Origin of the sequence: Dietzia sp. 179-F 9C3 NHS (genome assembly GCF_045369825.1) — a bacterium.
GTDB lineage: Bacteria > Actinomycetota > Actinomycetes > Mycobacteriales > Mycobacteriaceae > Dietzia.
In genome coordinates this window covers 80165-104951 of record NZ_JBIQES010000010.1, presented here as the reverse complement: position 1 = coordinate 104951, position 24787 = coordinate 80165, and the positions used below count along the sequence as shown (strand labels likewise).

Annotated in this window: 23 protein-coding genes; 2 read left to right on the top strand and 21 right to left on the bottom strand. The window is 71.6% G+C overall.

Features of this window, described 5'->3' with window-relative positions; all coding sequences use genetic code 11:
• Positions 1–477: 477 nt before the first annotated feature.
• The 20 genes from tyrS to infC all read right to left on the bottom strand — a co-directional run bounded on the left by tyrS (position 478) and on the right by infC (position 19992).
• On the bottom strand, positions 478–1749 hold the full coding sequence (gene tyrS / locus ACH0BZ_RS13085) for a tyrosine--tRNA ligase (RefSeq protein ID WP_406898947.1): 1272 nt from the start codon (positions 1747–1749) through the stop codon (positions 478–480).
• Positions 1746–2432: a DNA-3-methyladenine glycosylase gene (locus ACH0BZ_RS13080; RefSeq protein WP_406898946.1), complete on the bottom strand. Its 687-nt coding sequence runs from the start codon at positions 2430–2432 to the stop codon at positions 1746–1748. The genes tyrS and ACH0BZ_RS13080 overlap by 4 nt, the downstream gene beginning before the upstream one ends.
• Positions 2429–2650: a Trm112 family protein gene (locus tag ACH0BZ_RS13075; RefSeq protein WP_406898945.1), complete on the bottom strand. Its 222-nt coding sequence runs from the start codon at positions 2648–2650 to the stop codon at positions 2429–2431. Before ACH0BZ_RS13075 ends, ACH0BZ_RS13080 begins: the two co-directional genes overlap by 4 nt.
• A gap of 5 nt (positions 2651–2655) precedes the next feature.
• Positions 2656–4092, bottom strand: coding sequence for an argininosuccinate lyase (gene argH, locus ACH0BZ_RS13070; protein WP_406898944.1), 1437 nt, complete (start codon positions 4090–4092; stop codon positions 2656–2658).
• Between the two features lie 8 nt (positions 4093–4100).
• The gene (locus ACH0BZ_RS13065) at positions 4101–5300 is read right to left on the bottom strand and encodes an argininosuccinate synthase (RefSeq protein WP_406898943.1); all 1200 of its coding nucleotides are present in this window, start codon (positions 5298–5300) and stop codon (positions 4101–4103) included.
• A gap of 51 nt (positions 5301–5351) precedes the next feature.
• Positions 5352–5849 (bottom strand): arginine repressor, encoded by a 498-nt coding sequence (locus tag ACH0BZ_RS13060; RefSeq protein WP_406898942.1) that lies wholly within the window; start codon positions 5847–5849, stop codon positions 5352–5354.
• Positions 5846–6790, bottom strand: a complete 945-nt coding sequence (gene argF / locus ACH0BZ_RS13055; RefSeq protein WP_406898941.1) for an ornithine carbamoyltransferase — start codon at positions 6788–6790, stop codon at positions 5846–5848. The genes ACH0BZ_RS13060 and argF overlap by 4 nt, the downstream gene beginning before the upstream one ends.
• A complete protein-coding gene (locus ACH0BZ_RS13050) occupies positions 6787–7998 on the bottom strand; it encodes an acetylornithine transaminase (protein WP_406898940.1) in 1212 nt (403 codons plus the stop codon). The genes argF and ACH0BZ_RS13050 overlap by 4 nt, the downstream gene beginning before the upstream one ends.
• Complete coding sequence (gene argB, locus ACH0BZ_RS13045) at positions 7995–8948, bottom strand: acetylglutamate kinase (RefSeq protein WP_406898939.1); 954 nt, start codon at positions 8946–8948, stop codon at positions 7995–7997. Before argB ends, ACH0BZ_RS13050 begins: the two co-directional genes overlap by 4 nt.
• 1 nt (position 8949) lies before the next feature.
• Positions 8950–9402, bottom strand: a complete 453-nt coding sequence (locus ACH0BZ_RS13040; RefSeq protein ID WP_406898937.1) for a hypothetical protein — start codon at positions 9400–9402, stop codon at positions 8950–8952.
• Positions 9399–10436, bottom strand: coding sequence for an N-acetyl-gamma-glutamyl-phosphate reductase (gene argC / locus ACH0BZ_RS13035; RefSeq protein WP_406898936.1), 1038 nt, complete (start codon positions 10434–10436; stop codon positions 9399–9401). Before argC ends, ACH0BZ_RS13040 begins: the two co-directional genes overlap by 4 nt.
• A gap of 65 nt (positions 10437–10501) precedes the next feature.
• Positions 10502–11233, bottom strand: a complete 732-nt coding sequence (locus tag ACH0BZ_RS13030) for a DUF2786 domain-containing protein (protein WP_406898934.1) — start codon at positions 11231–11233, stop codon at positions 10502–10504.
• Between the two features lie 201 nt (positions 11234–11434).
• Positions 11435–12241: a bifunctional hydroxymethylpyrimidine kinase/phosphomethylpyrimidine kinase gene (thiD, locus tag ACH0BZ_RS13025; protein WP_406898932.1), complete on the bottom strand. Its 807-nt coding sequence runs from the start codon at positions 12239–12241 to the stop codon at positions 11435–11437.
• A gap of 16 nt (positions 12242–12257) precedes the next feature.
• On the bottom strand, positions 12258–14732 hold the full coding sequence (gene pheT, locus ACH0BZ_RS13020; protein ID WP_406898930.1) for a phenylalanine--tRNA ligase subunit beta: 2475 nt from the start codon (positions 14730–14732) through the stop codon (positions 12258–12260).
• Between the two features lie 39 nt (positions 14733–14771).
• Positions 14772–15968, bottom strand: a complete 1197-nt coding sequence (gene pheS / locus ACH0BZ_RS13015; RefSeq protein ID WP_406898928.1) for a phenylalanine--tRNA ligase subunit alpha — start codon at positions 15966–15968, stop codon at positions 14772–14774.
• A gap of 150 nt (positions 15969–16118) precedes the next feature.
• On the bottom strand, positions 16119–17795 hold the full coding sequence (locus ACH0BZ_RS13010; protein WP_406898927.1) for an ABC-F family ATP-binding cassette domain-containing protein: 1677 nt from the start codon (positions 17793–17795) through the stop codon (positions 16119–16121).
• The gene (locus ACH0BZ_RS13005) at positions 17792–18616 is read right to left on the bottom strand and encodes a TrmH family RNA methyltransferase (protein ID WP_406898925.1); all 825 of its coding nucleotides are present in this window, start codon (positions 18614–18616) and stop codon (positions 17792–17794) included. Before ACH0BZ_RS13005 ends, ACH0BZ_RS13010 begins: the two co-directional genes overlap by 4 nt.
• Before the next feature lie 11 nt (positions 18617–18627).
• A complete protein-coding gene (gene rplT / locus ACH0BZ_RS13000; protein WP_406898923.1) occupies positions 18628–19008 on the bottom strand; it encodes a 50S ribosomal protein L20 in 381 nt (126 codons plus the stop codon).
• A 63-nt stretch (positions 19009–19071) separates the two neighbouring features.
• Positions 19072–19266: a 50S ribosomal protein L35 gene (gene rpmI, locus ACH0BZ_RS12995; protein WP_406898921.1), complete on the bottom strand. Its 195-nt coding sequence runs from the start codon at positions 19264–19266 to the stop codon at positions 19072–19074.
• 105 nt (positions 19267–19371) lie between these two features.
• On the bottom strand, positions 19372–19992 hold the full coding sequence (gene infC / locus ACH0BZ_RS12990) for a translation initiation factor IF-3 (RefSeq protein WP_406898919.1): 621 nt from the start codon (positions 19990–19992) through the stop codon (positions 19372–19374).
• A gap of 338 nt (positions 19993–20330) precedes the next feature.
• On the opposite strand from infC, the gene ACH0BZ_RS12985 reads away from it, so the two are divergent.
• Positions 20331–20729, top strand: coding sequence for a DUF1844 domain-containing protein (locus ACH0BZ_RS12985; RefSeq protein ID WP_406898918.1), 399 nt, complete (start codon positions 20331–20333; stop codon positions 20727–20729).
• 9 nt (positions 20730–20738) lie between these two features.
• Here ACH0BZ_RS12985 and uvrA read toward each other — a convergent pair whose 3' ends face one another.
• Positions 20739–23768, bottom strand: coding sequence for an excinuclease ABC subunit UvrA (gene uvrA / locus ACH0BZ_RS12980; protein WP_406898917.1), 3030 nt, complete (start codon positions 23766–23768; stop codon positions 20739–20741).
• A 138-nt stretch (positions 23769–23906) separates the two neighbouring features.
• Here uvrA and ACH0BZ_RS12975 point away from each other — a divergent pair, with 138 nt between their 5' ends.
• Positions 23907–24608: an MBL fold metallo-hydrolase gene (locus ACH0BZ_RS12975; protein WP_406898915.1), complete on the top strand. Its 702-nt coding sequence runs from the start codon at positions 23907–23909 to the stop codon at positions 24606–24608.
• Positions 24609–24787 lie beyond the last annotated feature (179 nt).

Below are 24787 nucleotides of genomic sequence, written 5' to 3'. Positions count from 1 at the left end.
CAAACTCTCCATAAAAGCTTCTCAGCACTACGAAAAGCACAATCCAAGCAAACAAACAAACCAAAAACTGGCTGTTATAAAACGCGACCCCACAGACAGGGAAAGTGAGGCCGCAACCAAAAAAAATTTGGCACTATCACAAACAAAACACACTGTTGAGTTCTCAAACAACACCCACACACCGGTCCGCGGCGGCCGGGTCGGCTGCTGCTTCTCGGGGCTGTACTGCGTCTCGCCACCCTTCTCGGGGCAACTTCTCCAGGCTAGCGGAGCGGTTTCTCCGAGTCAACCCGGATTCCCTCTCCGCCCCTCCCGGAGCTCGTCTCCGCAGTGGGTCCGGCCTCTCGGCCCTGTCCCGCTCGCGGCGACTTCCAATAAGTTACGCAGACGTGAACCGAAACGCAAATCGCCTGGTGATGGCGAAAAACAAGAGGGCGCCGGGAGGCCCCGGCGCCCTCGTTCACGATGTCCTGCGGATCAGCTGATACGGACGCCCGCGAAGTTCTTCTTGCCCCTCCGCAGGACGAGCCACCGGCCGTGTAGCAGGTCGGTCGTCGTGGGCGTCCAGTCCGGATCGGTGACGCGCTCGTTGTTGACGTACGCACCGCCCTCGGCGACTGCGCGGCGGGCGGCTCCCCTGCTCTCGCTGAGGCCGGCCGCGGTGAGCAGGTCGACGATCGTCGCGGGGGCTCCCGGCTCCATCGTGACGGCTCCGGCGTCCTCGACCGCGGCGGCGAGCGTCGGCTCGTCGAGCTGCCTCAACTCCCCCCGGCCGAAGAGTGCCTGGGCGGCGGCCTGGACGGACTCGGTCGCGGCCACGCCGTGAACGAGCGTCGTCATCTCCTCGGCCAGCCGCTTCTGCGCCGCCCGCAGGTGCGGCTTCTCCGCGGTGAGCTGCTCAAGCTCCTCGAGCTCCTCGCGTCCGAGGAAGGAGAACCAACGCAGGTAGCGCACCACGTCGGCGTCGGCGGTGTTGAGGAAGTACTGGTACCAGGTGTAGGGGCTCGTCATCGCGGGGTCGAGCCACAGGCTCCCGCCGCCGGTGGACTTGCCGAACTTCTTGCCGTCAGATGAGGTGACCAGCGGCACGGTCATCGCGTGCACGGTCTCGCCGTCGACGCGCCGGTTGAGGTCCACGCCGCCCACGATGTTGCCCCACTGGTCGGAGCCACCGACCTGCAGCGTGCAACCGACCGCGCGGCGGAGCTGGAGGAAGTCGTTGGCCTGCAGGAGCATGTAAGAGAACTCGGTGTAGGAGATCCCGTCGCCCTCGAGGCGCCGCTTGACCGTGTCCCGCCCGAGCATCGTGTTGAGCGAGAAGTGTTTACCGACGTCGCGGAGGAACTCGATCGCCGTGAGGTGACCGGTCCACTGCATGTTGTTGACCACGATCGCACCCGTCGGCCCGTCGCCCAGGTCGACGAACGCCTCGAGCTGCCCGGAGATCCGCTCGGCCCATTCCGCGACGGTGTCCGTGGCGTTCATGGTGCGCTCACCAACGTCCCGCGGGTCGCCGATCATGCCCGTCGCGCCGCCGGCGAGGACCACGGGACGGTGCCCGGCGAGCTGGAAACGCCGCAGCGTGAGCAGCGGGATGAGGTGCCCTGCGTGCAGGCTCGGACCGGTCGGATCGAACCCGCAGTAGAGGGTCACCGTCCCCTCGTCGAGGTGGGCTCGCAGTGCATCGAGGTCGGTGGACTGCGCGATGAGTCCACGCCACTGCAGGTCGTCGAGGATGTTCTGCGTCACGGGCACCATTGTCCCCCATCGGCAGGCGCGTTCACCACGGGGCGGGGGTGGGTCGCCCGCGGGGCGCGCGGGCTGCGGCGGTACGCGGAGACCTCGCGTGCTCCGGCCAGCCAGAAGCGCCACGGGCGGTCGGCCTCCACCGAGACGCCGACCCGCGGTCCGGTCCGGATCTCCGGGGACGGGTGCGGATCGGGGCGGAACGTCACGGGCGAGGTCGGGTCGAGGACGTCCGTCCCGCCGTCGGCGAGCACGATGCCCAGCGTCCGGCCGAGGTTCCCGGGTCCGCGGGCCGCGCGGTCCGCGGGGACGCCCGGCCGCCGTACGTCGAGCGCCGCGTGCCCGGCCTCCACGCGGCCGGCGCGCAGCAGCACGCCGCCACCCTCCCCCGACGGCCGGCACGTGATGTTGACGCAGTGGTGGATGCCGTGGCTGAGGTAGACGTACAGATGACCGGCGTCGCCGAACATCACCGCGTTGCGCGCGGTGGGGCCCGACCAGGTATGCGCGGCCGGATCGGGGAACGCGCTGTCCGCCGGGCCGCCGTAGGCCTCCACCTCGACGATCCGGACCGCCACCCCGGCGTGGGAGAGCACCCCGCCGAGGAGTGCGCGCGCGGCGTCCGCGGGCGCGGCCTCGCGCAGGAACTCCCGGAACGACCCGGAATCGGTCGCGGTCGGACTCACTCCGCCGCGGATCCCCCCGCCCGGACGAGCAACTGCGCGTGCTCGTCGTCGTCCACCTGCCGGGCCTCGTCCACGAGGAGCACCGGGATGCCGTCGTCGATCCGGTAGATCCGCTTCAGGCGGGGGTTGTAGAGCGCGTCTTCACCCACGAGAAGCAGCGGCCCCTTGTCCTCCGGGCAGGCGAGGATCTCCAGCAGGCGGTCGTCGATGACGGGCATACCGCTCACCCTACCCACGCCGCGAGGTCGTCGCGGACCGAGCCGAGGCGGCGCCGCTGATCGGCCACCGCGGTCGCCGCCGTGCCACCACGCGCGTCGCGGGAGGCGATCGACCCCGTCACCGTGAGCACCTCGCGCACCTGCGGGGTGAGCGCGGGATCGACGGCGGCCAACTCGTCGTCGGTGAGCTCGTCGAGCCCCACGCCGCGCCCCTCGGCGACCCGGACGCACTCTCCCGCCGCCTCGTGGGCGACGCGGAACGGCACGCCCTGGCGGACCATCCACTCGGCGATGTCGGTGGCCAGCGTGTAGCCGGCCGGGGCCAGCTCCGCCAGGCGAGCCGGGTGGAACTCGAGCGTCCCCACGAGCCCCGCCATGGCCGGCAGCAGCAGCTCGAGCTGGGCCACGGAGTCGAAGACCGGCTCCTTGTCCTCCTGCAGGTCCCGGTTGTAGGCCAGCGGCTGCGCCTTGAGCGAGGCGAGCAGTCCGGTGAGGTTGCCGATGAGCCGGCCCGTCTTACCTCGCATGAGCTCGGCGACGTCGGGGTTCTTCTTCTGCGGCATGATCGAGCTGCCCGTGGACCACTCGTCGGCCAGCGTGACGTACCCGAACTCCGGCGTGGACCACGCGATGATCTCCTCAGCCAGGCGGGAGAGGTCAACGGCGATCTGGGCCAGGACATAGGCCGCCTCGGCCGCGAAGTCGCGCGAGCTGGTCGCGTCGATCGAGTTGTCCGCGGCGGAGTCGAAGCCCAGCTCGGCGGCGATCGCGTCGGGGTCCAGTCCCAGGGACGACCCGGCCAGCGCGCCCGATCCGTAGGGCGAGACCGCCAGGCGGCGATCGAGGTCCCGGACCCGGTCCAGGTCCCGCAGCAGTGGCTGCGCGTGCGCGAGCAGCTGGTGCGAGAGCAGAACGGGCTGCGCGGCCTGGAAGTGGGTCTTGCCCGGCATCACCGTCTCGGGGTGCGCATCGGCCTGGGCGACGAGGGCGTCCACCACGTCGAGCACGCCCGCCCCGACCGAGCGGACGGCGTCCCGCAGCCACATCCGGAACAGGGTGGCCACCTGGTCGTTGCGGGACCGGCCGGCCCGCAGGCGACCGCCTACCTCCGGCCCGACACGCTCGATCAGCCCGCGCTCGAGGGCGCCGTGGACGTCCTCGTCGGACTCCTCGGGGCCGAAGGCGCCCGAGTCGACGTCCGCGGCCAGGCGGTCGAGGCCGTCGAGCATGGCGTCGAGATCGGCCCCCGAGAGCAGCTCGGCCCGGTGGAGCACCCGGGCGTGCGCCTTGGACGCCCGGATGTCGTACGGCGCGAGCGCCCAGTCGAAGTGGGTGGACTTGCTCAGCGCCGCCATGGCGTCGGCGGGGCCGCCGGAGAAGCGGCCGCCCCAGAGCGCCCCGGTGTTGGTGCCGTGTCGGTCGGCCCCGCCCTGTGTGCTCACCGGATCGCTCACAGCCCCAGGTCCCGCTTGGCCGCGATCTTGGAGCTCAGGCCGTGCAGGTTGACGAAGCCCTTGGCGTAGCTCTGGTCGAAGGAGTCGCCCTCGTCGTAGGTCGCCAGGTTGAAGTCGTAGAGCGAGGCGTCCGAGCGGCGACCGTTGACCGTGATCGCCCCGCCGTGCAGCACCATGCGGATGTCGCCCGAGACGTGCTGCTGCGTGTTCTCGATGAAGGCGTCAAGGGCGTACTTGAGCGGCGAGAACCACAGGCCGTCGTAGACCGCGTTGGACCACGTGTCGGAGACTCCGGACTTGTAGCGGGCGACCTCGCGCTCGAGGGTGACGTCCTCGAGGGCCTTGTGCGCGGTGATGAGGACCATCGCACCGGGCGCCTCGTACACCTCGCGGCTCTTGATGCCGACGAGGCGGTCCTCGACCATGTCCAGGCGTCCGACGCCCTGCGCGCCGCCTCGGCGGTTGAGCTCCTCGATCGCCTCGAGCACGGTGACCTTGCGTCCGTCGATCGCGACCGGCACGCCGGCGTCGAAGGTGATGGTGACCTCGTCGGGCGCGGCGAAGTTGAGGGTGGGGTCCTCGGTGTAGTCGTAGACATCCTTGGTGGGCGCGTTCCACAGGTCTTCGAGGAAGCCGGTCTCCACGGCGCGGCCCCACACGTTCTGGTCGATGGAGAACGGCGACTTCTTGGTGACGTTGATCGGCAGGTCGTGCTCCTCGGCGAAGTCGATCGCCTTCTCGCGGGTCCACGCGTAGTCGCGGACCGGCGCGATCACATCAAGGTCCGGGGCGAGCGCGCCGAAGCCCACCTCGAAGCGGACCTGGTCGTTGCCCTTGCCCGTGCACCCGTGCGCAACGGCGGTGCCCGCGTGCATCTTCGCCGCCGTGACGAGGTGCTTGACGATGAGTGGCCGGGAGATGGCCGAGACCAGCGGGTACTCGCGCATGTAGAGGCCGTTGGCCTTGATGGTGGGTGCGCAGTACTCGTCGGCGAACTCGTCGCGGGCGTCCACGACGATCGACTCGACGGCGCCGCAGTCGAGGGCGCGCTGGCGCACGACCTCCATGTCCTCGCCCCCCTGGCCGAGATCGATGGCGACGGCGACGACCTCGGCGCCGGTCTCCTTACCGATCCAGCTGATGGCGACGGAGGTGTCGAGGCCGCCGGAGTAGGCGAGGACGACGCGGTCGGTCATGGTGTGCTCCTTGGTGTTCTGTGTCGGTTCGTGCGGTCTTCGGGGGCGGGGTCAGGGCTGGCGTCGCGCGAGCGCGGCGAGCCGGTCGGCGAGCGCCGCTCCCCCGTCGGGTTCTCGGGCCACCACGAATATGGTGTCATCCCCGGCGATCGTGCCCACCACGTCGTCGGGGTTCGCGCGGTCGATCGCGCTCGCGAGGAAGTTCGCGGCCCCCGGCGGGGTGCGCAGGACGGCGAGGTTTCCGCTGTGGTCCGCAGAGACGAGCAGCTCGCCGAGCAGGCGGGCGAGCCGGTCGGTGCCCCCGGGGATCCCGACGACGCGGGTGCCGTCCTCGGGGATGACGTAGCGGCCCGCCCCGCCGTCTGCGGCACGCAGCTTGACGGCCCCGAGCTCGTCGAGGTCGCGGCTCAGGGTGGCGACGGCCACGGCGATTCCCTCCTGTGCGAGCGCCTCGGCGAGCTCGGTCTGGCTGCTGACCGGCCGGCGCAACAGGATGTCGGCGATGCGGGCGTGCCGGGCCGCGCGCGTCACGGTGCCGGCGGTGGTCACGATCGCTCCAGGAGCCAGACGAGCAGCGCCTTCTGCGCGTGGAGCCTGTTCTCGGCCTCGTCGAAGACCCGGCTGCGCGGGCCGTCGATGACCTCGGCGGTGATCTCCTTGCCGCGGTACGCGGGCAGGCAGTGCAGCACGATGACGTCCTCCGACGCCGCGTCCACCGCGGCCTGCCCTAGCTGGTAGCCGGCGAGATCACGGAGTCGGTCGGCGGCGAAATCCTCCATGCCCATCGACACCCAGGTGTCGGTGATGAGGACGTCCGCACCCGCGATGGCCGCGTCGGCGTCGGTGGTCACAGTGACCGAACCACCGGTCTCGGCCGCCACGCGCTCAGCGTCGGCGACCACCTTTCCCGTCGGCTGGTAGCCCTCCGGCGCGGCGACGGTGATGTGCATCCCCGCCGTGGCGAAGCCCAGGAGGTAGGAGTGCCCCATGTTGTTGGCGCCGTCGCCGAGATAGACCGCGCGCAGCCCCGCCGTGCGACCGAACTCCTCCCGGATGGTGAGCAGGTCGGCGAGGATCTGGCACGGGTGGAACTCGTCGGTGAGGGCGTTGACGACGGGGACGGCGGAGTGCGCCGCGAGCTCCTCGAGGCCGGACTGCGAGAAGGTTCGCCACACGATTGCCTCGACGTAGCGGGACATCACCATGGCCGTGTCGGAGAGGGTCTCGCCCTTGCCCATCTGGGTGGACCCGGAGTCCACGATGATCGCGTTGCCGCCGAGGTGCGCGACGCCGGCGTCGAAGGAGAAGCGAGTGCGGGTGGAGGTCTTGTCAAAGATGACGGCGACGGATTTCGGTCCCTCGAGCGGGCGTGCCGAGAAGGGCTCGGCCTTGAGCCGCATCGCCAGGTCGAGGACCTCGGCCTGCTCGGCGGGGCTCAGGTCGTCGTCGCGCAGGAAGTGGCGGACGGCCGCGGTCGTCTCGGTGGTCATGACGTGGTCTCCTTCTCCTGAGCGGAATCGAGGATCGCGGGCAGCGCGGCGACGAAGTCCGCGGCCTGCGCCTCGGTGAGGACGAGGGGCGGGGCGATCCGCACGACGTCGGCGACGGTGGCGCCCACGAGGTAGCCGGCGTCCCGCGCCGCCACCTCGACGCTCTTGGCCAGCGGCGCGGTGAGCACCATGCCCAGCAGCAGCCCCCGTCCGCGGACGTGGTCCACCAGCGGGTGGTCGAGGCACTCGATCTCGGCGGCGATCATCGTGCCCAGCCGGTCGACGTGCGCGAGCAGGTCGTCCGCCTCGAGGGTGTCGAGGACGGCGAGGGCCGCCGCGCACGCGACGGGGTTGCCGCCGAACGTCGTGCCGTGCTGCCCGGCGGTGAGCAGGTCGCCGGCGGCCCCGACGCCGAGGCACGCGCCGATCGGCAGGCCGCCGCCGAGACCCTTGGCGAGCGTGATGACGTCGGGCACGACGCCCGCCTTGCGGGTGGCGAACATCGCTCCGGTGCGGCCGATGCCGGTCTGGACCTCGTCGACCATCATGAGGATCCCGTGCTCGGTGCACAGAGCGCGGACGTCGGCGAGGAAGCCCTCCGGGGGCTCGACGACGCCGCCCTCGCCCTGGAGCGGTTCGAGGATGATCGCGGCCGTGTCGGCCGGCGCCTGCTCCAGGAGCGCGGTGAGCGCGGCGATGTCGCCGTAGGGGTAGAACTCGACGCCGGCGGGCATGGGCTCGAAGGGCTCGCGCTTGGCCGGCTGGCCCGTCATCGCCAGCGCGCCCATGGTGCGGCCGTGGAAGCCGTTCTCTGCGGCGAGGATGCGTGAGCGCCCGGTGCGCCGCGCGATCTTGAACGCGGCCTCGTTGGCCTCGGCTCCCGAGTTACAGAAGAACGCCCGGACGGGGGCGTCCGCGGCGAGGAGCGACTCCAGCCGTTCGGCCAACGCGACGGCCGTCGGGTGCACGTAGAGGTTGGAGACGTGGCCGAGCTCGGCGACCTGACGGCTCACGGCCTCGACGACGGCCGGGTGCGCGTGGCCGAGCGCGTTGACGGCGATGCCGGCGAGCAGATCGACGTACTCGCGCCCGTCGGCGGCGGTCACGGTGACGCCCCGTCCCGAGACGAGCTCGAGCGGCGGGGTGCCGTAGTTGTGCATGAACGCGGCGTCCCACCGCGCGGTAAGGGTGCTGGCGTTTCCGCTCACGACGACTGTCCTCCGTTCCCGGTTCCCACCGGCTTGCGCGTCTCGTGGTCGCCCCTGGTGACCATGGTCCCGATGCCGCCCTCGGTGAGGACCTCGAGCAGGACCGAGTGCTCGACGCGGCCGTCGATGACGTGGGCCGCGCCGACGCCGCCGTTCACCGCCTGCAGGCACGCCTCCATCTTGGGCACCATGCCGCTCTCGAGCGACGGCAGGAGGCGTGCGAGCGGGCCGGTGCCGATGTAGCTCACGAGCGAGGACCGGTCGGGCCAGTCGGTGTAGAGGCCCTCGACGTCGGTGAGGACGACGAGCTTCTCGGCCCCGAGCGCGGCGGCGAGTGCTCCGGCGGCCGAGTCGGCGTTGATGTTGTGGACGGTCCCGTCGGCGTCGGGCGCGATGGTGGAGACGACGGGGATGCGACCGGCCTCGATGAGGTCGAGCACCGCGCGCGGGTCGACCGAGCCGACGTCGCCGACCAGTCCGATGTCGGTGGGCTCGCCGTCTACCATCGCGGTGCGGCGCACGGCGGTGAACAGGCCGGCGTCCTCGCCGGAGATCCCGACGGCGTACGGACCGTGGGCGTTGATGAGGCCGACGAGTTCCCGGCCGACGTGGCCGAAGAGGACCATGCGGACCACGTCCATGACCTCGGGCGTGGTCACCCTGAAGCCGCCGCGGAACTCGCCCTCCATGCCGAGGCGGCCGAGCATCGAGGTGATCTGTGGGCCGCCTCCGTGGACCACGACGGGCTTGATGCCGCAGGTGCGCAGGAACACCATGTCGGCGGCGAATGCGGCCTTGAGCGCATCGTCGACCATGGCGTTGCCGCCGTACTTGACCACGATGATCTTCTCGTGGAATTTCTGCAGCCACGGCAGGGCCTCGGCGAGGACGTGCGCGCGGACCAACGGCGTGAGCTGGGTCGAGCCGTCGTTCATCGAGGTCGTCGGCATGTCAGGCGCCTCCGGGGTCGGTGGGGATGGTCAGGGTCAGGTGGACGGTCGCGCCGCCGCGGTGACGGAACCGGAACTCGGCCCCGGTGTCGGTGGCCGCCGGCTCGGGCCACGGCTCCGCCTCGGCGTCCGGACGGAACACGAGCACCTCGATGGGACCGACCGCAGCGACCTCGGTCGTGAGCAGATCGGCCGCCGCCTCCGCCGCCCGGTGCGCGTGCTCGAAGCCGGCCGAGACGTCGTCGAAGCCCTCATCAGCGAGCAGGACGACGGCGCGGGTGGCGGGGATCTCAGCGCACCGGGCGCTCCACAACAGATCGGGGGCGGACTCCGGATCGCCGTCGATCTCGAGCCGGGCGGTGGTCCCGCTCGGCGCGCACCAGATCCGTCCTCCGGCCATACCGGTCGGCTCGTCGGCGCAGGCGAGCCCACCCACCCCGGGGGCGACGTTCACGGGGCGAGGCCCACCGTGCTGAGCCCCGCGGTCTCGGGCAGACCGAGCGCGAGGTTCATGGACTGGATCGCGCCGCCGGCCGTCCCCTTGGCCAGGTTGTCGATGGCCGCGGTGAACACGGCGCGACCGGCCCGCTCATCGACCTCGATGCCCAGCTGCACGGCGTTGGAGCCGAGGACCGACGCGGTCATGGGCTGGACTCCGGCGGGCAGCAGGTGCACGAAGGGCTCGTCGGCATACACCGCGGTGTACTCCTCCCGCAGCCGCTCGGCGGTGGCGGTGGTGGGCACGACCGCGGTGGTGAGGATGCCGCGGGCCATCGGCGCGAGGACGGGGGTGAAGCTCACCGAGACCGGCGCGTCGGTGAGGGCGCGCAGGTTCTGGGCTATCTCCGGTGTGTGCCGGTGGGTGGTGACGCCGTAGGCCTTGGCCGAACCCATGACCTCGGAGGCGAGCATGGGCACCTTGGCGGCCTTGCCCGCGCCCGAGGCGCCGGTCACCGAGACCACGGTGACGGCCGAGGCGTCGACGAGGCCCGCGGCGACGGCGGGGTACAGCGCGAGGGTCGCGCCGGTCGGAAAACAGCCCGGCACGGCGATCCGCCTGGTGGACCGCAGCGCCTCGCGCGCCCCCGGAAATTCCGGCAGCCCGTACGGCCAGCTCCCGGCGTGCTCGGAGCCGTAGTACGCCTCCCAGTCGTCCGCATTGGTGAGTCGGAAGTCCGCGCCCAGGTCGACTACGAGCACGTCCGGGCCGAGCTTCTCGGCGATCGCCGCCGAGTGTCCGTGCGGCAGGCCGAGCACCACCACGTCGTGCCCCGCCAGCGTGTCGGCACTGGTCTCGGCCAGTACGCGATCCGCGAGCGGGAGCAGATGCGGGTGGTGCTCGGCCAGCGCCTGGCCCGCGTTGGAGCCGGCCGCCAGTGTGCCGATCTCGATCTCTCCCGAGACGTAGTGTGGGTGCGACAGCAGGAGGCGGAGGAACTCCCCGCCCGCGTAGCCCGAGGCACCGGCGACTGCGACTGTGATGGCCATGCGCACGAGTATGCACTAGTTTGCAAGGTTTTGCACTAGTGCCCCTCGACCTCAGGGAACTCGCTCTACGCCCCGAGCTGCCGCAGCCCTCCCGCGAAGCGGCGCTGCCCCAGGTCCACCGCACCGCCGGCGCGGCGCCCCTCCGCCAGCCCGGTGGCGGCAATGCGGCGGCGACGACCCGGCGCCGTGCGCGGGAACCGCTCGCGCAACGCGGCCGCCGCGCGCTGCGCGTCCGACCGCAGCACGATCCCGGCCCCCGCGGCGTCAGCACTCTCCCGGACCGCGGACCGCTCCGCCGCCTCGAGCCTGCGCCCCACCTCGAAGGCGAAGCCCGCCATGAACGACTTACGGTGGCTGACGGCCGAGACCCCGGACACGGGGCGTTGACGGGCCGCCGCGGCGAGCATGACGCCGGAGAGTGCGCCGGCCAGCATCGCGACGCGCTCGACGTGACGGCGGACGCCTACCACGTGGACGACGCGCCGACCGTCGGCGGCCGGTGCGACCACCGCACGGCAGTGCAGCGCGCCGGCGAGAACGGCGACCAGCGCCACCTGGTCCGGCTGGTAGCGCCCCGAGACCACGTGGTCGAGCACCGTCACCTCCGACGCACCCCCGTCGGGCGCCGATCGGGCTAGCGCCTCGTCCACGCCGTACTTGGCGAGCAGGTGGTAGGCGCGTTCGAGCAGGACCTCCGCCTCCGGGGTGCCGGCGACGGACTCCGCCTTGGCGAAGAGCTTGCGGATACGCTCGAGGGACTTGTCGGCGGGACGAGTGGCGGAATCACGAATGGTCACGGCGTTCTCCTGATCTCTCGGGTGACGCGCCCTCGGTGGGCCGTCGGAGCGGATGCTCGCACACGTGTACGACACCGGGCCGTCGGCCTACTCGCCCCCTGCGGAAATTCCCTACAACCGTTGACGAGCGTGGTGGGGCCGCCCCCACGTCGATGACCGCGCCGTCGGGACCCACCCGCGCCGTACCCGGAAGGGTATCGCTCAGTGGTGGAGGAACCAGCCGTGGTCGAGAGGACCGGCGCCCTGACCCACCTCGAGCGTCAACCCGCCGTGGAGCGCCCCGTCCATCCACGGACGGACCCGCCGGTAGGCGGAGAGCCAGTCACCCGCGCCCACGCGGGCGGTGGCCAGCGCCGAGGAGAGAGAGCACCCGGTGCCGTGTGTGTGCGGGGTGTCCACGCGGACGAAGGGCAGGCGGCGGGTCGTCCGCCAGTCGCGCTCTGACTCCACGAGAACGTCGTGCGAGCTGCCGTCCGCCAGGTCGCCGGTGGTGGCGAGGACCGCGCTGCCGGTCTGCTCGTGGACGAGCTCGGCCTGCTCCACGACCATCTCGAGGTGCGGCGCGGTGGTCTGCCCGCACAGCACGCCGAGCTCGGGGACGTTAGGGGTCACGATGTCGACCACCGGCACCAGCTCGCGCAGCAGCCGCGCGGCGTCGTCCGAGGCCAGGCGGCCGCCGGTGGTGGCCACCATGACCGGGTCCAGCACGACGTTGCGCGGTCGCCGGCGCTCGAGCCACTCGCCCACCGCCTCGACCAGTGACGCCTCGCCGAGCATGCCGATCTTCATCGCGTCGATCTCGACGTCGTCGGCCACCGCGTCCAGCTGGGCCACCACGGTCTCGACCGGGATCGCGTGGACGCCGGTGACCCCGCGGGTGTTCTGCACGGTGACGGCGGTGACCACGCCCATCGCGTAGCCGCCCATCGCGGCGACGGACTTGACGTCGGCGAGCAGGCCGGCGCCGCCCGAGGGGTCCGTCCCCGCCAGGCAGAGGACGCGGGGCACGCGGGGGGGCGTCGTCTCAGCCACGGAGCACAGCCCCCACGGCGGATTCGGCGGCGGCGACGGCGGCGGTCCGGTGCTCGCTGGCCTCGTCCTCGGTGAGGGTGCGGTCGTCCGCCCGGAAGCTCAGCGCGTACGCGAGCGACTTGCGGCCGGCCCCGAGCTGCGCGCCCGTGTAGACGTCGAACAGGCGGACGCTCTCGAGCAGGTCGCCGCCCCCGGACCACAGCGCCGCCTCGACCGCGGAGGCCGGCACGGAGGCGTCCACGACCAGCGCGACGTCCTGGTTGACCGAGGGGAACGAGGAGATCGCCGGAGCCGGCAGGACCTCGCGGACGCCGATGGCGGTGAGGTCGAGCTCGGTCGCGCACGTCCGAGCCGGCAGCCCGAGCCGCTCGCACGCCGCGGGGTGCAGCTCTCCGGCGTGGCCGACCACCTCGCCGTCGACGAGGACCTCGACGCAGCGCCCGGGGTGCCACGGCGCGTATTCGGCCGCCCGCACGTCCACCTCGGCGCCGAGCTGGCGGGCGACGATCCGCGCGGCCTCGACCGCGTCGAGCGCGTCGGCGTCGCGCCCCGACCCCCAGTGCCCGTCGGGATTGCGTCTACCGGTGTAGAGGACGGCGACGTGCAGGGGCTGCTCGGGCAGGGACTCCCGGAGCGTCTCCTGCTCCTCGGCGGTGGGTCGGCGGTCCACGGGGAGCATCTCGACGCCCCGCGTGGTGTCTGTGCGGAAGGACACCTGTGCCACGGCGTAGAGCGAGAGGTCGCGCAGGCCGCGGGTGATGTTGCGGCGCGCGATCTCGACGAGCGAGGGCAGCAGCGTCGTGGCGAGATCGCCCTTGTCGCTCTCGAGCGGGTTGACCACGGACATCGTGCGGCGACGCTCGTCGTCGTGGGCCAGGCCCATCGCGTCGAACACCGTCCGGTCGATGAACGGGGAGGTGAGCACCTCGACGTGGCCCGCCGCGGCGAGGGCGTGCCCGACCGCACGGCGGCCCCGCTGCGTGGCGGTGAGGCCGCGCCCGGCCGGCGCGGTGGGCAGCACCGACGGGATGTCCTCGAGCCCCTCGAGGCGCAGGACCTCCTCCACCAGGTCGGCCGGCAGCGTGAGGTCGGGGCGCCACGTGGGTGGGGTGACGTGCAGGACCGTCTCGTCTCCGCCCACGGTGCAGCCGATCTGCTCGAGGCGGCGGCGGGCGGTACCGGGCGGGTAGTCCACGCCCGCGACCCGCGAGGGCCTGTCGGACCCGAAGGCGATGGTCGGCATCTCGGGTGCCGAGCCGACGTCGGTGAGGCCCGGCTCCACCGTGCCACCGGTGATCTCGGCGAGCAGCGTGGCGGCGCGGTCGAGGGCGGCCACGGAGGCGGCGGCGTCGACGCCGCGCTCGTAGCGTTTGCCCGCCTCGCTCGGGAGCTTGTGGCGGCGGATGGTGCGGAAGACGGCGAGGGGGTCCCACACCGCGGCCTCGAGCAGGACGTCGGTGGTCTGCTCGGACACCTCGGTACTCGCGCCACCCATGACGCCGGCCAGCGAGACCGGCCCGGTCTCGTCGCAGATCACCACGTCCTCGGGGTCGAGCGTGCGCTCGGTGTGGTCGAGGGTCGTGAGCGTCTCCCCCGCCCGGGCCCGGCGGACGGTGAGGCCACCGGACAGTCGTGCGGCGTCGAAGGCGTGCATGGGGTGGCCCAGCTCGAGCATGACGTAGTTGGTGACGTCGACCGCGGGCGAGATCGGGCGCACGCCCGAGAGCAGCAGACGGCGGGCCATCCACCACGGCGTGGCGGCGGTGGGGTCCACGCCCGTGACACGACGCAGCGCGAAGCGGGCGCAGCCGGCTTCGGGCTCGACCGCCAGCGGCCAGGCCTGAGCGTCCGAGGGCAGGCCCTGCTCGACGGCGGGGTCGGCGTAGTCGAGGTCGAAGCCACAGGCGAGCTCGCGCGCCAGGCCGCGGACCGACAGGCAGTAGCCGCGGTCCGGGGTCACGTTGAGCTCGATCACCGTGTCGTCGGTCCCCAGCACCGGGCCGGCCGGGTCGCCCGGTTCGGCGGTGCCGGCGGGCAGGACGATGATCCCGCTGTGGTCGGATCCGATACCCAGCTCGGAAGCCGAGCAGATCATTCCCTCGCTGGGCTTGCCGTAGGTCGTGCGCTCGCTGATCTCGAAACCGCCCGGCAGGACGGTGCCCGGCAGCGCCACCACCACGAGGTCTCCTGGAGCGAAGTTCCGCGCACCACAGACGATCTGCTGGGGCTCGTCGCCGCCCACGTCCACCAGACAGAAGCGGATGGGCTTCTTGAATCCCTCGAGCTCCTCGATGCTCGTCACACGGCCGATGGTGAGCGGGCCGGTGATCTCGGGCAGCGTCTCGGGCTCGCCCTCGACCTCGAGGCCGACCCGGACGAAACCGGCGTCGAGCTCAGCCGGGGTCACCGACCAGCCGTCGTTGGCGCGCTGCAGGATCTCGGTCAGCCAGGACTGCGCTACTCGCACGGTGGTGTCCTTCTCCGTCTCGTCAGGTGGGGGTGAGGTCTAGGCGCGGACGCCGAAGGGCAGGGAGAACCGGATGTCGCCCTCAACCATGTCGCGCATGTCGGACAGGCCGTTGCGGAACTGCAGGGTGCGTTCCAGGCCCATGCCGAAGGCGAAGCCGGAGTACTCCTCCGGGTCGATCCCGCAGGCGATGAGGACGTTGGGGTGGACCATGCCGCAGCCGCCCCACTCGACCCACCCGGCGCCGCCCTTTTTGCGCGGGAACCACACGTCGACCTCGGCGGAGGGTTCGGTGAAGGGGAAGTAGTTGGGGCGCATCCGCGTGCGGGTCTCGGGTCCGAACAGCGCGCGGGCGAACGCGTCGAGCGCTCCGCGCAGGTGCGCCATGGTCAGGCCCTTGTCGATCGCCAGTCCCTCGACCTGGTGGAACACCGGGGTGTGGGTGGCGTCCAACTCGTCGGTCCGGAAGGTCCGCCCGGGGCACGCGACGTAGATCGGCGGCTCGCGGTCGAGCATCGTGCGGATCTGCACCGGCGAGGTGTGCGTGCGCAGCACCTGGCGGCTGCCGTCGGGTGCCACGTGGAAGGTGTCCTGCAGGGTGCGCGCGGGGTGGTCGGGCAGAAAGTTCAGGGCGTCGAAGTTGTAGTGCTCGGCCTCGACCTCCGGCCCCTCCTCGATCTCCCAGCCCATACCCACGAACACGTCGGCCACCTGCTCGGTGATGATCGTGATGGGGTGCTGCGCGCCGCGGGGGGCGCGACCCGACGGCACGGTGAGGTCCATGGTCTCGGCGACGAGCACGGCGGCGTCGCGGGCCGCCTGCAACTCGGCCAGCCGGGCGTCGTAGGCCTGCTGGACCCGCCCGCGGGCCACGTTGACCGCCCTGCCCGCGGACGCCTTCTGCTCCTTGGGCAGCGAGCCGAGGGCGCGGCGCCCGAGCGCGATCGGGCTCCGGTCGCCCATGTGCGCGGTCTTGGCGGCGGCGAGCTGGTCGAGGTCGCCGGCATCCGTGAACGCCCGCTCGGCGGCCTCGGCGTAGCCCGCCAGGGAGTCCTCGTCGATCTGCACGTCATTCTGCCCGCTGCCCTCAGTCACGGCGACCAGCCTAGTCGACGTCTTTCCGGGTGATTCCCCGGAGGAAGGGCGGGCCGTCATCTCCATCTGCAGCAGGGAGCACGTGGTCGCGGAGAGCGTCGGCACCGCGTCCCACCGGCCGCGGAAGTTGGAGACGATCATCCGGAGCACCTCGAAGCCGCGGCGGTAAAGGAGGTGGCCCGGCAGGTCGTCGTTGTGCTCCCGCCATTTCTCAAGGGCGAGCCGTTGCAGCGAGTTGATCGGCGTGTGCGGCAGGGACGCGTTGAACCAGGTCGAGGTAGCCGCGACAGCTCACCGCCGACCCTCCCGGACCCCGCGGCCCTCCACCACGAACTCGCGCGTGGCCCGGAAGGCCGCGCGCATCCGCCGGTCGTGGGTCACGAGCAGCACCGTGCCGTCGAAGGCCTCCACCGCCTGTTCGAGTTGCTCGATCGCCGGCAGGTCGAGGTGGTTGGTGGGCTCGTCCAGCACGAGGAGGTTGACGCCCCGCTGCTGGAGCAGCGCCAGCGCCGCCCGGGTGCGCTCCCCCGGTGAGAGCGAGTCGCACGCCCGGCCCACGTGCTCGCCGCCGAGCCCGTACTTGGCCAGTAGGGTCCGCGCCGCGGTGGGGTCGAGCCCGTCTGGGTCGGCGGCCTCGCAGAACACGTCGAGCAGCGCCCGGGGTCCGTCGAAGGCCGCCCGCGCCTGGTCGACCCGCCCGGGCTGGACCCCGGCACCGACGGTGGCCCGGCCGGAGTCCGGGGCGCGGTCGCCCACGAGAAGTCCGAGGAGCGTGGACTTGCCCGCGCCGTTGGAGCCGCTCACCAGCACGCGGTCCCCCGCGTCGAGCTGCAGTGAGACGGGGCCGAGGGTGAAGGCACCGCGGCGTGCCACCGCGTCGTCGAGCACCGCCACCACCGCCCCCGAGCGGGGAGCCGCCGCGATCTCCATCCGCAGTTCCCACTCCTTGCGCGGCTCGGCCACCACCTCGAGCCGATCCATCGCGCGCTCGGTCTGGGCGATCTTCCCGGCCTGCTTCTCCGTGCGCTGCCCGGCGCGGTGACGAATGTGCTTGTCCCGCTCGGGATCCCTGCCGCCGGTCTTGCGCATCGCCGTCCGCACACCCTTGTCGAGCCACGTCTTCTGCGTCTGTAGCCGCCCCTTGAGGCGGTCCACCTCGCCGGCGTACTCCTCGTAGGCCTCACGGGCGCGCCGCCGGGCCAGCTCCCGCTCGGCGAGAAAGGCCTCGTAGCCGCCGTCGAACACCGTGATCTGGCGCTGCGCGGCGTCGAGCTCGACCATCCCGGTCACGCAGCGGGCGAGGAACTCGCGGTCGTGGCTCACCACCACCATCGGGCGCCGCTCGGCGCTCATGAACCTCTCGAGCACCTCGAGCCCGGCCAGGTCGAGGTCGTTGGTCGGCTCGTCCAGCAGGAGCACGTCGTACCGGCTCAGCAGCACCGCGGCCAGGTTCACACGGGCGGCCTGCCCGCCGGACAGAGCGGTCATCGGCAGCTCGAGCGCCTCCGCGGCCAGCCCGAGTCGCGCGGCCACGGCGGGAATCCGCTCCTCGAGGTCTCCCCCGCCCAGCGCCAACCAGTGTTCGAGAGCGTCGCCGTAGGCCCCGGCGGCCTCCTCTGTGCCCGATGTCGTGCCCGACATCTCTTCGGCGAGCGCGTCCATCGCGGACTGCGCGTCGGCCACCCCCGTGACTCGGTGCAGGTACGAGCGGACGTCCTCGTCGTCGTCACGCTCCACCTCCTGCCGCAACAACCCGACCGTCGCGTGGGGCGGGCTCACGGTGATCTCGCCGGACATCTCCGCGTCGGGTACCCCGGCCAGGGCCCGGAGCAGGGTGGACTTGCCGGCGCCGTTGGGGCCGGTGAGGCCCCACACGTCGCCGGGTGTGACGACGAGGTCGAGCCCGTCGAACAACGTGCGCGCGCCCCGGGAGGCCCCGACCCCGCGAGCGGTGAGGGTGGCGGTCACGGACGGCGGCCCCGCACCCGCGCGCTGGAGTGCAGGCAGATCGACGCGGCGGTGACGATGTTGAGGCTCTCCGCGCGGCCGCGGATCGGGATGCGGACGCGGGCGTCGGCGGCGGCGGCGAGCGCCTCGCGCACGCCGTGGGCCTCGTTGCCGAACACCCAGGCGGTGGGCCGGGCGAGCAGCTCGTCGGCGTTCTCGATGTCCACCTCGCCGTCGCCGGTCGCCACGAGCACCTGCAGGCCGGCGGCGTGGGCGCGCCCGACGAGGTCGGCCTCTGCGATCCCGCGAACCACCGGCACGTGGAACAGGCTGCCGGCGGAGGCGCGGACGGCCTTGGAGTTCTCGGGGTCGGCGGCGCCCTCGGTGAGCCACACCGCATCGGCGCCCAGGGCGTCGGCCACGCGGACGAGCGTGCCCACGTTGCCGGGTTCGGCGAGCGCCTGCCCCACGGCGACGAGACGCGGCGCGGCGGGGCCGTCCTCCCCCGGGCCCCGCGCCACGGCGCGGCACAGGGCGACGATCCCCGTGGGGGTGACGGTGTCGCTCAGCGACCGCGCCGCCCGGTCGGTGACCACCGAGACGGCCACGCCGTCCCCCCGCGCGGTCTCGACGAGGCCCGGGAACCGCTCGAGCGCGTCCTGGGTGCAGAACAGCTCCACCGCAGCGCCCGTGCCGAGCGCGGCCTCCACCGAGTTGGCCCCCTCGGCGAGGAAGCGCCCCGCCCTACGCCGGGCGGCGGAGCGGTGGAGCTTGGAAGCGGCGACGACCCGCGGGGTCCGTTCGGTGAACGGATCCGCGGGTCGTCCCGGGGTGTGCGTCAATGCGTCCTGCGTCAGGCTGCCGGCGCGTTGACGTCGCTCGGCAGTGCCTTGCGCGCGACCTCGACGAGCGCCGTGAAGGCGGCGGGGTCGGTCACGGCGAGGTCGGCGAGGACCTTTCGGTCCACCTCGACGCCCGCGAGCTTGAGGCCCTGAACAAAGCGGTTGTACGTCATGTCGTTGGCGCGGGCCGCCGCGTTGATGCGGGAGATCCACAGCTTACGGAAGTCGCCCTTGCGCTGGCGACGGTCGCGGTAGCTGTAGGTCATCGAGTGGAGCATCTGCTCCTTGGCCTTGCGGTACAGGCGCGACCGCTGCCCCCGGTAGCCCTTTGTGGACTCGAGAACAACCCGACGCTTCTTCTGGGCGTTGACAGCCCTCTTCACGCGTGCCACTGATCAATCCTTACTGGTCTGGGTGGGCCGGCGGGCGACCCTACGTTCTGGGGTGGAGGGGGCTCAGAGCCCGAGGAGCCGCTTGACGCGGGGCACGTCGGCCGGGGCGACGTCGGTGCGGCCGTCGAGGCGACGGGTGCGCTTGGTGGGCTTCTTCTCCATGATGTGGCGACGGTTCGCCTGCTGGCGGACGAGCTTGCCCGAGCCGGTCTTCCGGAAGCGCTTAGCGGTGCCCTTGTGGGTCTTCATCTTCGGCATGATCGCCTCTTCCTCGCATGGTTCGTCCCGGGGCCCGGTGGGGCCGCGGGTGAGCGGACGCCGGGGGCGTCCGTGGTCTTCTTCTCGGCGGTCGGCCGCGGTGGCCTACCCGGAGGTCTGGTCGGTGACCTTCGACTCCTGTGCCTTCTGGCGGGTCTTGGCGCCACGGTGGGGGGCGACGACCATGGTCATGTTCCGACCGTCCTGCTTGGCGCTGGTCTCGACGTATCCGTACTCGGTGATGTCGTCCGCGAGGCGCTGCAGCAGCCGGAACCCGAGCTCGGGCCGGGACTGCTCGCGTCCGCGGAACATGATCGTCACCTTGACCTTGGAGCCCTTCTCCAGGAAACGGACGACGTTCCCCTTCTTGGTCTCGTAGTCGTGCGTGTCGATCTTCGGCCGGAGCTTCTGCTCCTTGACCACGGTCTGCTGCTGGTTCTTCCGGGCCTCGCGCTCCTTCTGCGCGGACTCGTACTTGAACTTGCCGTAGTCCATGATCTTGCACACCGGCGGCCGCGCGTTGGGCGCGACCTCGACGAGGTCCAGGTCGGCCTCCAGGGCCAGACGCAGGGCGTCCTCGACGCGAACGATCCCCACCTGCTCTCCACCGGGCCCGACGAGCCGGACTTCGGGGACGCGGATCCGTTCGTTGATACGTGCTTCGGCGCTGATGGGCCCTCCTCGGTAGACACGGTTGCTCTGGCGCGACCGCCGACGCGGTCGCACATCCGCCCTCGAGGGACCCCCGGCCCCCACCGGACGAGGCCGGTGGAACCGAGAAGGCCCCGCGGTGAACACACCGGGGGCCTCTCACTCCTCACCCGTCGACCGCCGACGTCCCGCGAATCCTCGCAGGACCCCTCGCCGGGGGTGGTGACCATCAAACTGCCGTCGAGGGCGTCGGATGGTGGGAGATCGGGCTCCTCTTGGACGTCGGAACCCGCCGGGTGGCCGGTTCCCACAGTCGATCCTGGACCTTACCAGGAATGGCCCCGACCCCCAAACCGTGCCCCCGCCCCGACCTGGCACCACAAGCCCGGGGGCGACGTGGGACAGTGGTCGCCATGACCAGCGAGCAGCCCGCGTCCGCCGATCAGGCCGGCGTGTCCCAGACCGACGAACACCTCGACGCGCGCGAGGTGGAGATCGTCGACCTCGCCGACGTGTCGGCCCAGGAGATCATCTCCCGCTCGATCGTCGTGCTCATGAGCGCCGCCGCGGAGAAGCTCGGGCTCTCCGACGACGACCCCGCCACCAGCACGCACCTCGACCTCGACGAGGCCCGCAAACTCATCGGCGCCCTGGCCGGCCTCGTCACCGGCTCCGCCGAGTACCTCGGCCCGCAGGCGGGCGTGGTTCGCGACGGACTGCAGGGCCTGCAGCGCGCGTTCCGCGAGGCGAGCGCGTTCCCGGACGAGCCTGGTCAGGGCCCCGGCGAGAAGTTCACTGGCCCCGTCTACTGAGCACACGGGTCAGCGGAGAGCGCGGGCCTTCCGGGCGGCCTTGGCCGCGGCCTTCTTCGCGGGGGTCTTCGCGGCCGCGACCTTCTTCGCCGGCGCCTTCGTGGCCGACGCCTTCTTCTTCGGTGCCTTCGTGACCGACGCCTTCTTCGCCGACACCTTCCCGGCGGCGGCCTGCTCCCCCACCTCGGGCAGGATCTCGGCGAGGAACCGGCCGGTGTGGCTGGCGGCGACGCCGGCCACCTGCTCCGGCGTGCCCTCGGCCACGACCGTGCCGCCCCCGGCACCACCTTCGGGCCCCATGTCGATCACCCAGTCGGCGCACTTGATCACGTCGAGGTTGTGCTCGATCACGATGACGGTGTTGCCCTTGTCCACCAACCCCTGGATCACCACCAGGAGCTTGTTGATGTCCTCGAAGTGCAGTCCGGTGGTGGGCTCGTCGAGGATGTAGACCGTCCGCCCGCTGGAGCGCTTCTGCAGCTCGGCGGCGAGCTTGACGCGTTGCGCCTCGCCGCCGGAGAGCGTAGGCGCCGGCTGGCCGAGTCGAACGTAGCCCAGGCCCACCTCGGTGAGGGTCTTGAGGTACCGGTGGATCGAGGTGATGGGCTCGAAGAACTCGCAGGCCTCCTCGATGGGCATGTCCAGCACCTCGGCGATGGTCTTGCCCTTGTAGTGCACTTCGAGGGTCTCGCGGTTGTACCGGGCGCCGTGGCACACCTCGCACGGGACGTAGACATCCGGCAGGAAGTTCATCTCGATCTTGAGCGTGCCGTCGCCCTGGCAGGCCTCACAGCGGCCGCCCTTGACGTTGAACGAGAACCGTCCCTGCTTGTAGCCGCGGACCTTGGCCTCGGTGGTGGCGGCGAAGAGGGTGCGGATCTTGTCGAACACGCCCGTGTACGTGGCGGGATTCGAGCGCGGGGTGCGGCCGATGGGCGACTGGTCCACCTGGACGAGCTTGTCAAAGGAGTCCACTCCGTCGATCCGCGAGTGCCGACCCGGCACCTGCCGCGCCCGGTTGAGCTGGTTGGCCAGCGAGGTGGCGAGGATGTCGTTGACGAGCGTGGACTTACCGGAGCCGGAGACGCCCGTGACGGCGCAGAGGACGCCTCCGGGGAACACCACGTCGACGTCCTTGAGGTTGTTCTCCCGGGCACCGCGCACCAGCAGCTGCTTGTCGTCGCTCCAACCACGTCGCACCTCGGGCAACGGGATCTCCCGACGGCCTGCCAGGTAGTCGCCGGTGAGCGACTCGGGATTGGCGAGCAGGCCGTCGTAGTCGCCCGAGTGGACCACCCGCCCGCCGTGCTCGCCCGCGAGCGGGCCGATGTCTACGATCCAGTCGGCGGAGCGAATCGTGTCCTCGTCGTGCTCCACCACGAGCAGCGTGTTGCCGAGGTTTCGGAGCCGCACCAGGGTGTCGATGAGTCGCCGGTTGTCGCGCTGGTGCAGCCCGATCGACGGCTCGTCCAAGACGTAGAGGACGCCGGCGAGACCGGAGCCGATCTGGGTCGCCAGCCGGATCCGCTGCGCCTCGCCGCCGGAGAGGCTGCCGGCCACCCGGTCGAGCGAGAGGTAGTCCAGGCCCACGTCGAGCAGGAACCCCATGCGGGCCTGGATCTCCTTGAGCACCCGGCCGGCGATCATCGCCTGCCGGGCGTTCAGCTCGAGCCCGTCGAGGAACGCCGCGCAGTCCGCGACCGACATCCGGCTGATGTCCGCGATCGACCGCTGCGCCCCGTCCGGTCCGGCGAGGGTGACGGCGAGGATCTCGGGCTTGAGCCGCGTACCGTCGCACGCCGGGCAGGGGACCTCGCGCATGTAGCCCTGATACCGCTCCTTGGCGTGCTCCGACTCGGTCTGCTCGAGGCGACGCTTGAGGAACGCCATGACGCCCTCGAACTTCGCGTCGTAGGTGCGGACGCGGCCGTAGCGGTTCCGGTACCGCACGCGGACCTTGGTGGAGGCCCCGCCGAGGACCGCCTTGCGCACCCTGGCGGGCAGGTCCTGCCACGGGGTCCGCAGGTCGAAGCCCATGTCGTCGGCCAGGCCGGTGAGGAGCTGCTGGAAGTAGTCGGCGCTCTGGCCGCCGGACCAGGGCGCGATCGCCCCGTCGGCGAGGGAGCGTTCGGGGTCCGGCACGACGAGGTCCGGATCCACCTCGAGGTGCGCGCCGATGCCGTCGCACACCGGACACGCCCCGTACGGGGAGTTGAAGGAGAACGCGCGGGGCTCCATGTCGTCCAGCGCGATGGGGTGGCCGTTGGGGCACGCCATGTGCTCGGAGAACCGCCGACGGCGGCCGGGGTCGCTCTCCTCACGATCCACGTAATCGATGACGATCACGCCGTCGGCCAGCCCGAGGGCGGTCTCCACCGAGTCAGTGAGCCGTTGACGCGAAGACGCCTTGGCGGCCAGGCGGTCCACCACCACCTCGATGTCGTGCTTCTCCTGCTTCTTGAGCGTGGGGGGCTCGGTGAGCTGGTACAGCTCGCCGTCCACGCGTACGCGGCTGTAGCCGTCCGCGGCGAGCTGGGCGAAGAGGTCGACGAACTCGCCCTTGCGGGTCCGGACCACCGGGGCCAGGACCTGGAAGCGGACCCCCTCCTCGTCCTCGAGGATCTGGTCGACGATCTGCTGCGGAGTCTGCCGGGAGACCACCTCGCCGCACTGTGGGCAGTGCGGGACGCCCGCCCGCGCGTACAGCAGCCGGAGGTAGTCGTAGACCTCGGTGATCGTGCCGACGGTCGAGCGCGGGTTGCGGTTGGTGGACTTCTGGTCGATCGACACCGCCGGGGACAGGCCCTCGATGAAGTCCACGTCCGGCTTGTCCATCTGGCCGAGGAACATCCGGGCGTACGACGAGAGCGACTCGACGTACCGGCGCTGGCCCTCGGCGAAGATCGTGTCGAACGCCAGCGAGGACTTGCCCGACCCCGACAGGCCGGTGAACACGATGAGCGAGTCCCTCGGCACATCGATGTCGATGCCCTTGAGATTGTGCTCTCGCGCGCCACGCACGACCAGGCGGTCCACCATGGGGTTCTCCTTCCGAGGGGAGGTCGACACCGAGCCGCGATACGCGTGACGGCCGCCGTTCCCCGCAGACCGAAGGTACCAACGTCCTCGGACAAGGCTGTCCCCGCAGCACCCCTGCGACGTCGGTAGCCTGCAGGTATGTCGAATCCCACCGAGAACATCCCCGAACAGGTCACCCTCGCCGAGGGCTACACCGGCAGGCTCGACGGGCGCCTGACCGGCGAGCGCTTCCCCGTCGGGCCGGCCCGCGTCTCCAAGATCACCGTCGGGGAGATGGACAACAACGTCTACGTGGTCGAGTGCACCGCGAGCGGAGCGGTCCTGCTCGTGGACGCGGCGAACGACGCCCCCCAACTCGTCGCCCACCTCCGGGCGGAGGCGCCGGGCGTCTCCGAGGTGCTCACCACCCACCAGCACCCCGACCACTGGGTCGGTCTCGCCGAGACCGTCGAGGCCCTGGGACTTTCCACCCTCGCCTCCCCGGGCGACGCCGAGGGAATCGACGTCCCCACGGACCGGACGGTCGTCCATGGCGACGAGCTCGCCGTCGGCGACCTCCGGCTGGAGGTCATCGGGCTGCGCGGCCACACCCCCGACGGCCTGGCCCTGCTCCTGCGGACCGACGCGGGCACCCACCTGTTCTCCGGCGACTCGCTCTTCCCCGGTGGTCCCGGCAAGACCCACACCCCCGAGCAGTTCGGGCAGCTCATGGACGACCTCGAGCAGCGGGTCTTCGATCGGCTGGACGATGACGTGGTGGTCCACCCCGGGCACGGCGACGACACCACGCTCGGCGCCGAGCGGCCGCACCTGCAGGAGTGGCGCGACCGCGGCTGGTGACCCGCGGAGACGCCGGGAGGTCCACCGATTCCCAATCGTTATCAGCGCCTCCCGTGCGGCGGATCGGCCCAGCACACGCCCCCGTCGGGCGTGCCCGTGTGAGCGCCGCGACACGCGGACCGGCGGCGCGCCGGGCGGTTAGCGGTTAGGTTCGACCACGCATCCCATCTCCCCAGGAG

Bases quoted from the DNA above. Each gene is read 5' to 3' on its own strand.
- ACH0BZ_RS13075 (WP_406898945.1), bottom strand. From the start codon at position 2,650: ATGCCCGTCATCGACGACCGCCTGCTGGAGATCCTCGCCTGCCCGGAG.
- ACH0BZ_RS13065 (WP_406898943.1), bottom strand. From the start codon at position 5,300: ATGACCGACCGCGTCGTCCTCGCCTACTCCGGCGGCCTCGACACCTCC.
- argF (WP_406898941.1), bottom strand. From the start codon at position 6,790: ATGACCACCGAGACGACCGCGGCCGTCCGCCACTTCCTGCGCGACGAC.
- argB (WP_406898939.1), bottom strand. From the start codon at position 8,948: ATGCCGACGACCTCGATGAACGACGGCTCGACCCAGCTCACGCCGTTG.
- argC (WP_406898936.1), bottom strand. From the start codon at position 10,436: ATGGCCATCACAGTCGCAGTCGCCGGTGCCTCGGGCTACGCGGGCGGG.
- pheS (WP_406898928.1), bottom strand. From the start codon at position 15,968: ATGATCGTCTCCAACTTCCGCGGCCGGTGGGACGCGGTGCCGACGCTC.
- rpmI (WP_406898921.1), bottom strand. From the start codon at position 19,266: ATGCCGAAGATGAAGACCCACAAGGGCACCGCTAAGCGCTTCCGGAAG.
- ACH0BZ_RS12985 (WP_406898918.1), top strand. From the start codon at position 20,331: ATGACCAGCGAGCAGCCCGCGTCCGCCGATCAGGCCGGCGTGTCCCAG.
- uvrA (WP_406898917.1), bottom strand. From the start codon at position 23,768: ATGGTGGACCGCCTGGTCGTGCGTGGCGCGCGAGAGCACAATCTCAAG.
- ACH0BZ_RS12975 (WP_406898915.1), top strand. From the start codon at position 23,907: ATGTCGAATCCCACCGAGAACATCCCCGAACAGGTCACCCTCGCCGAG.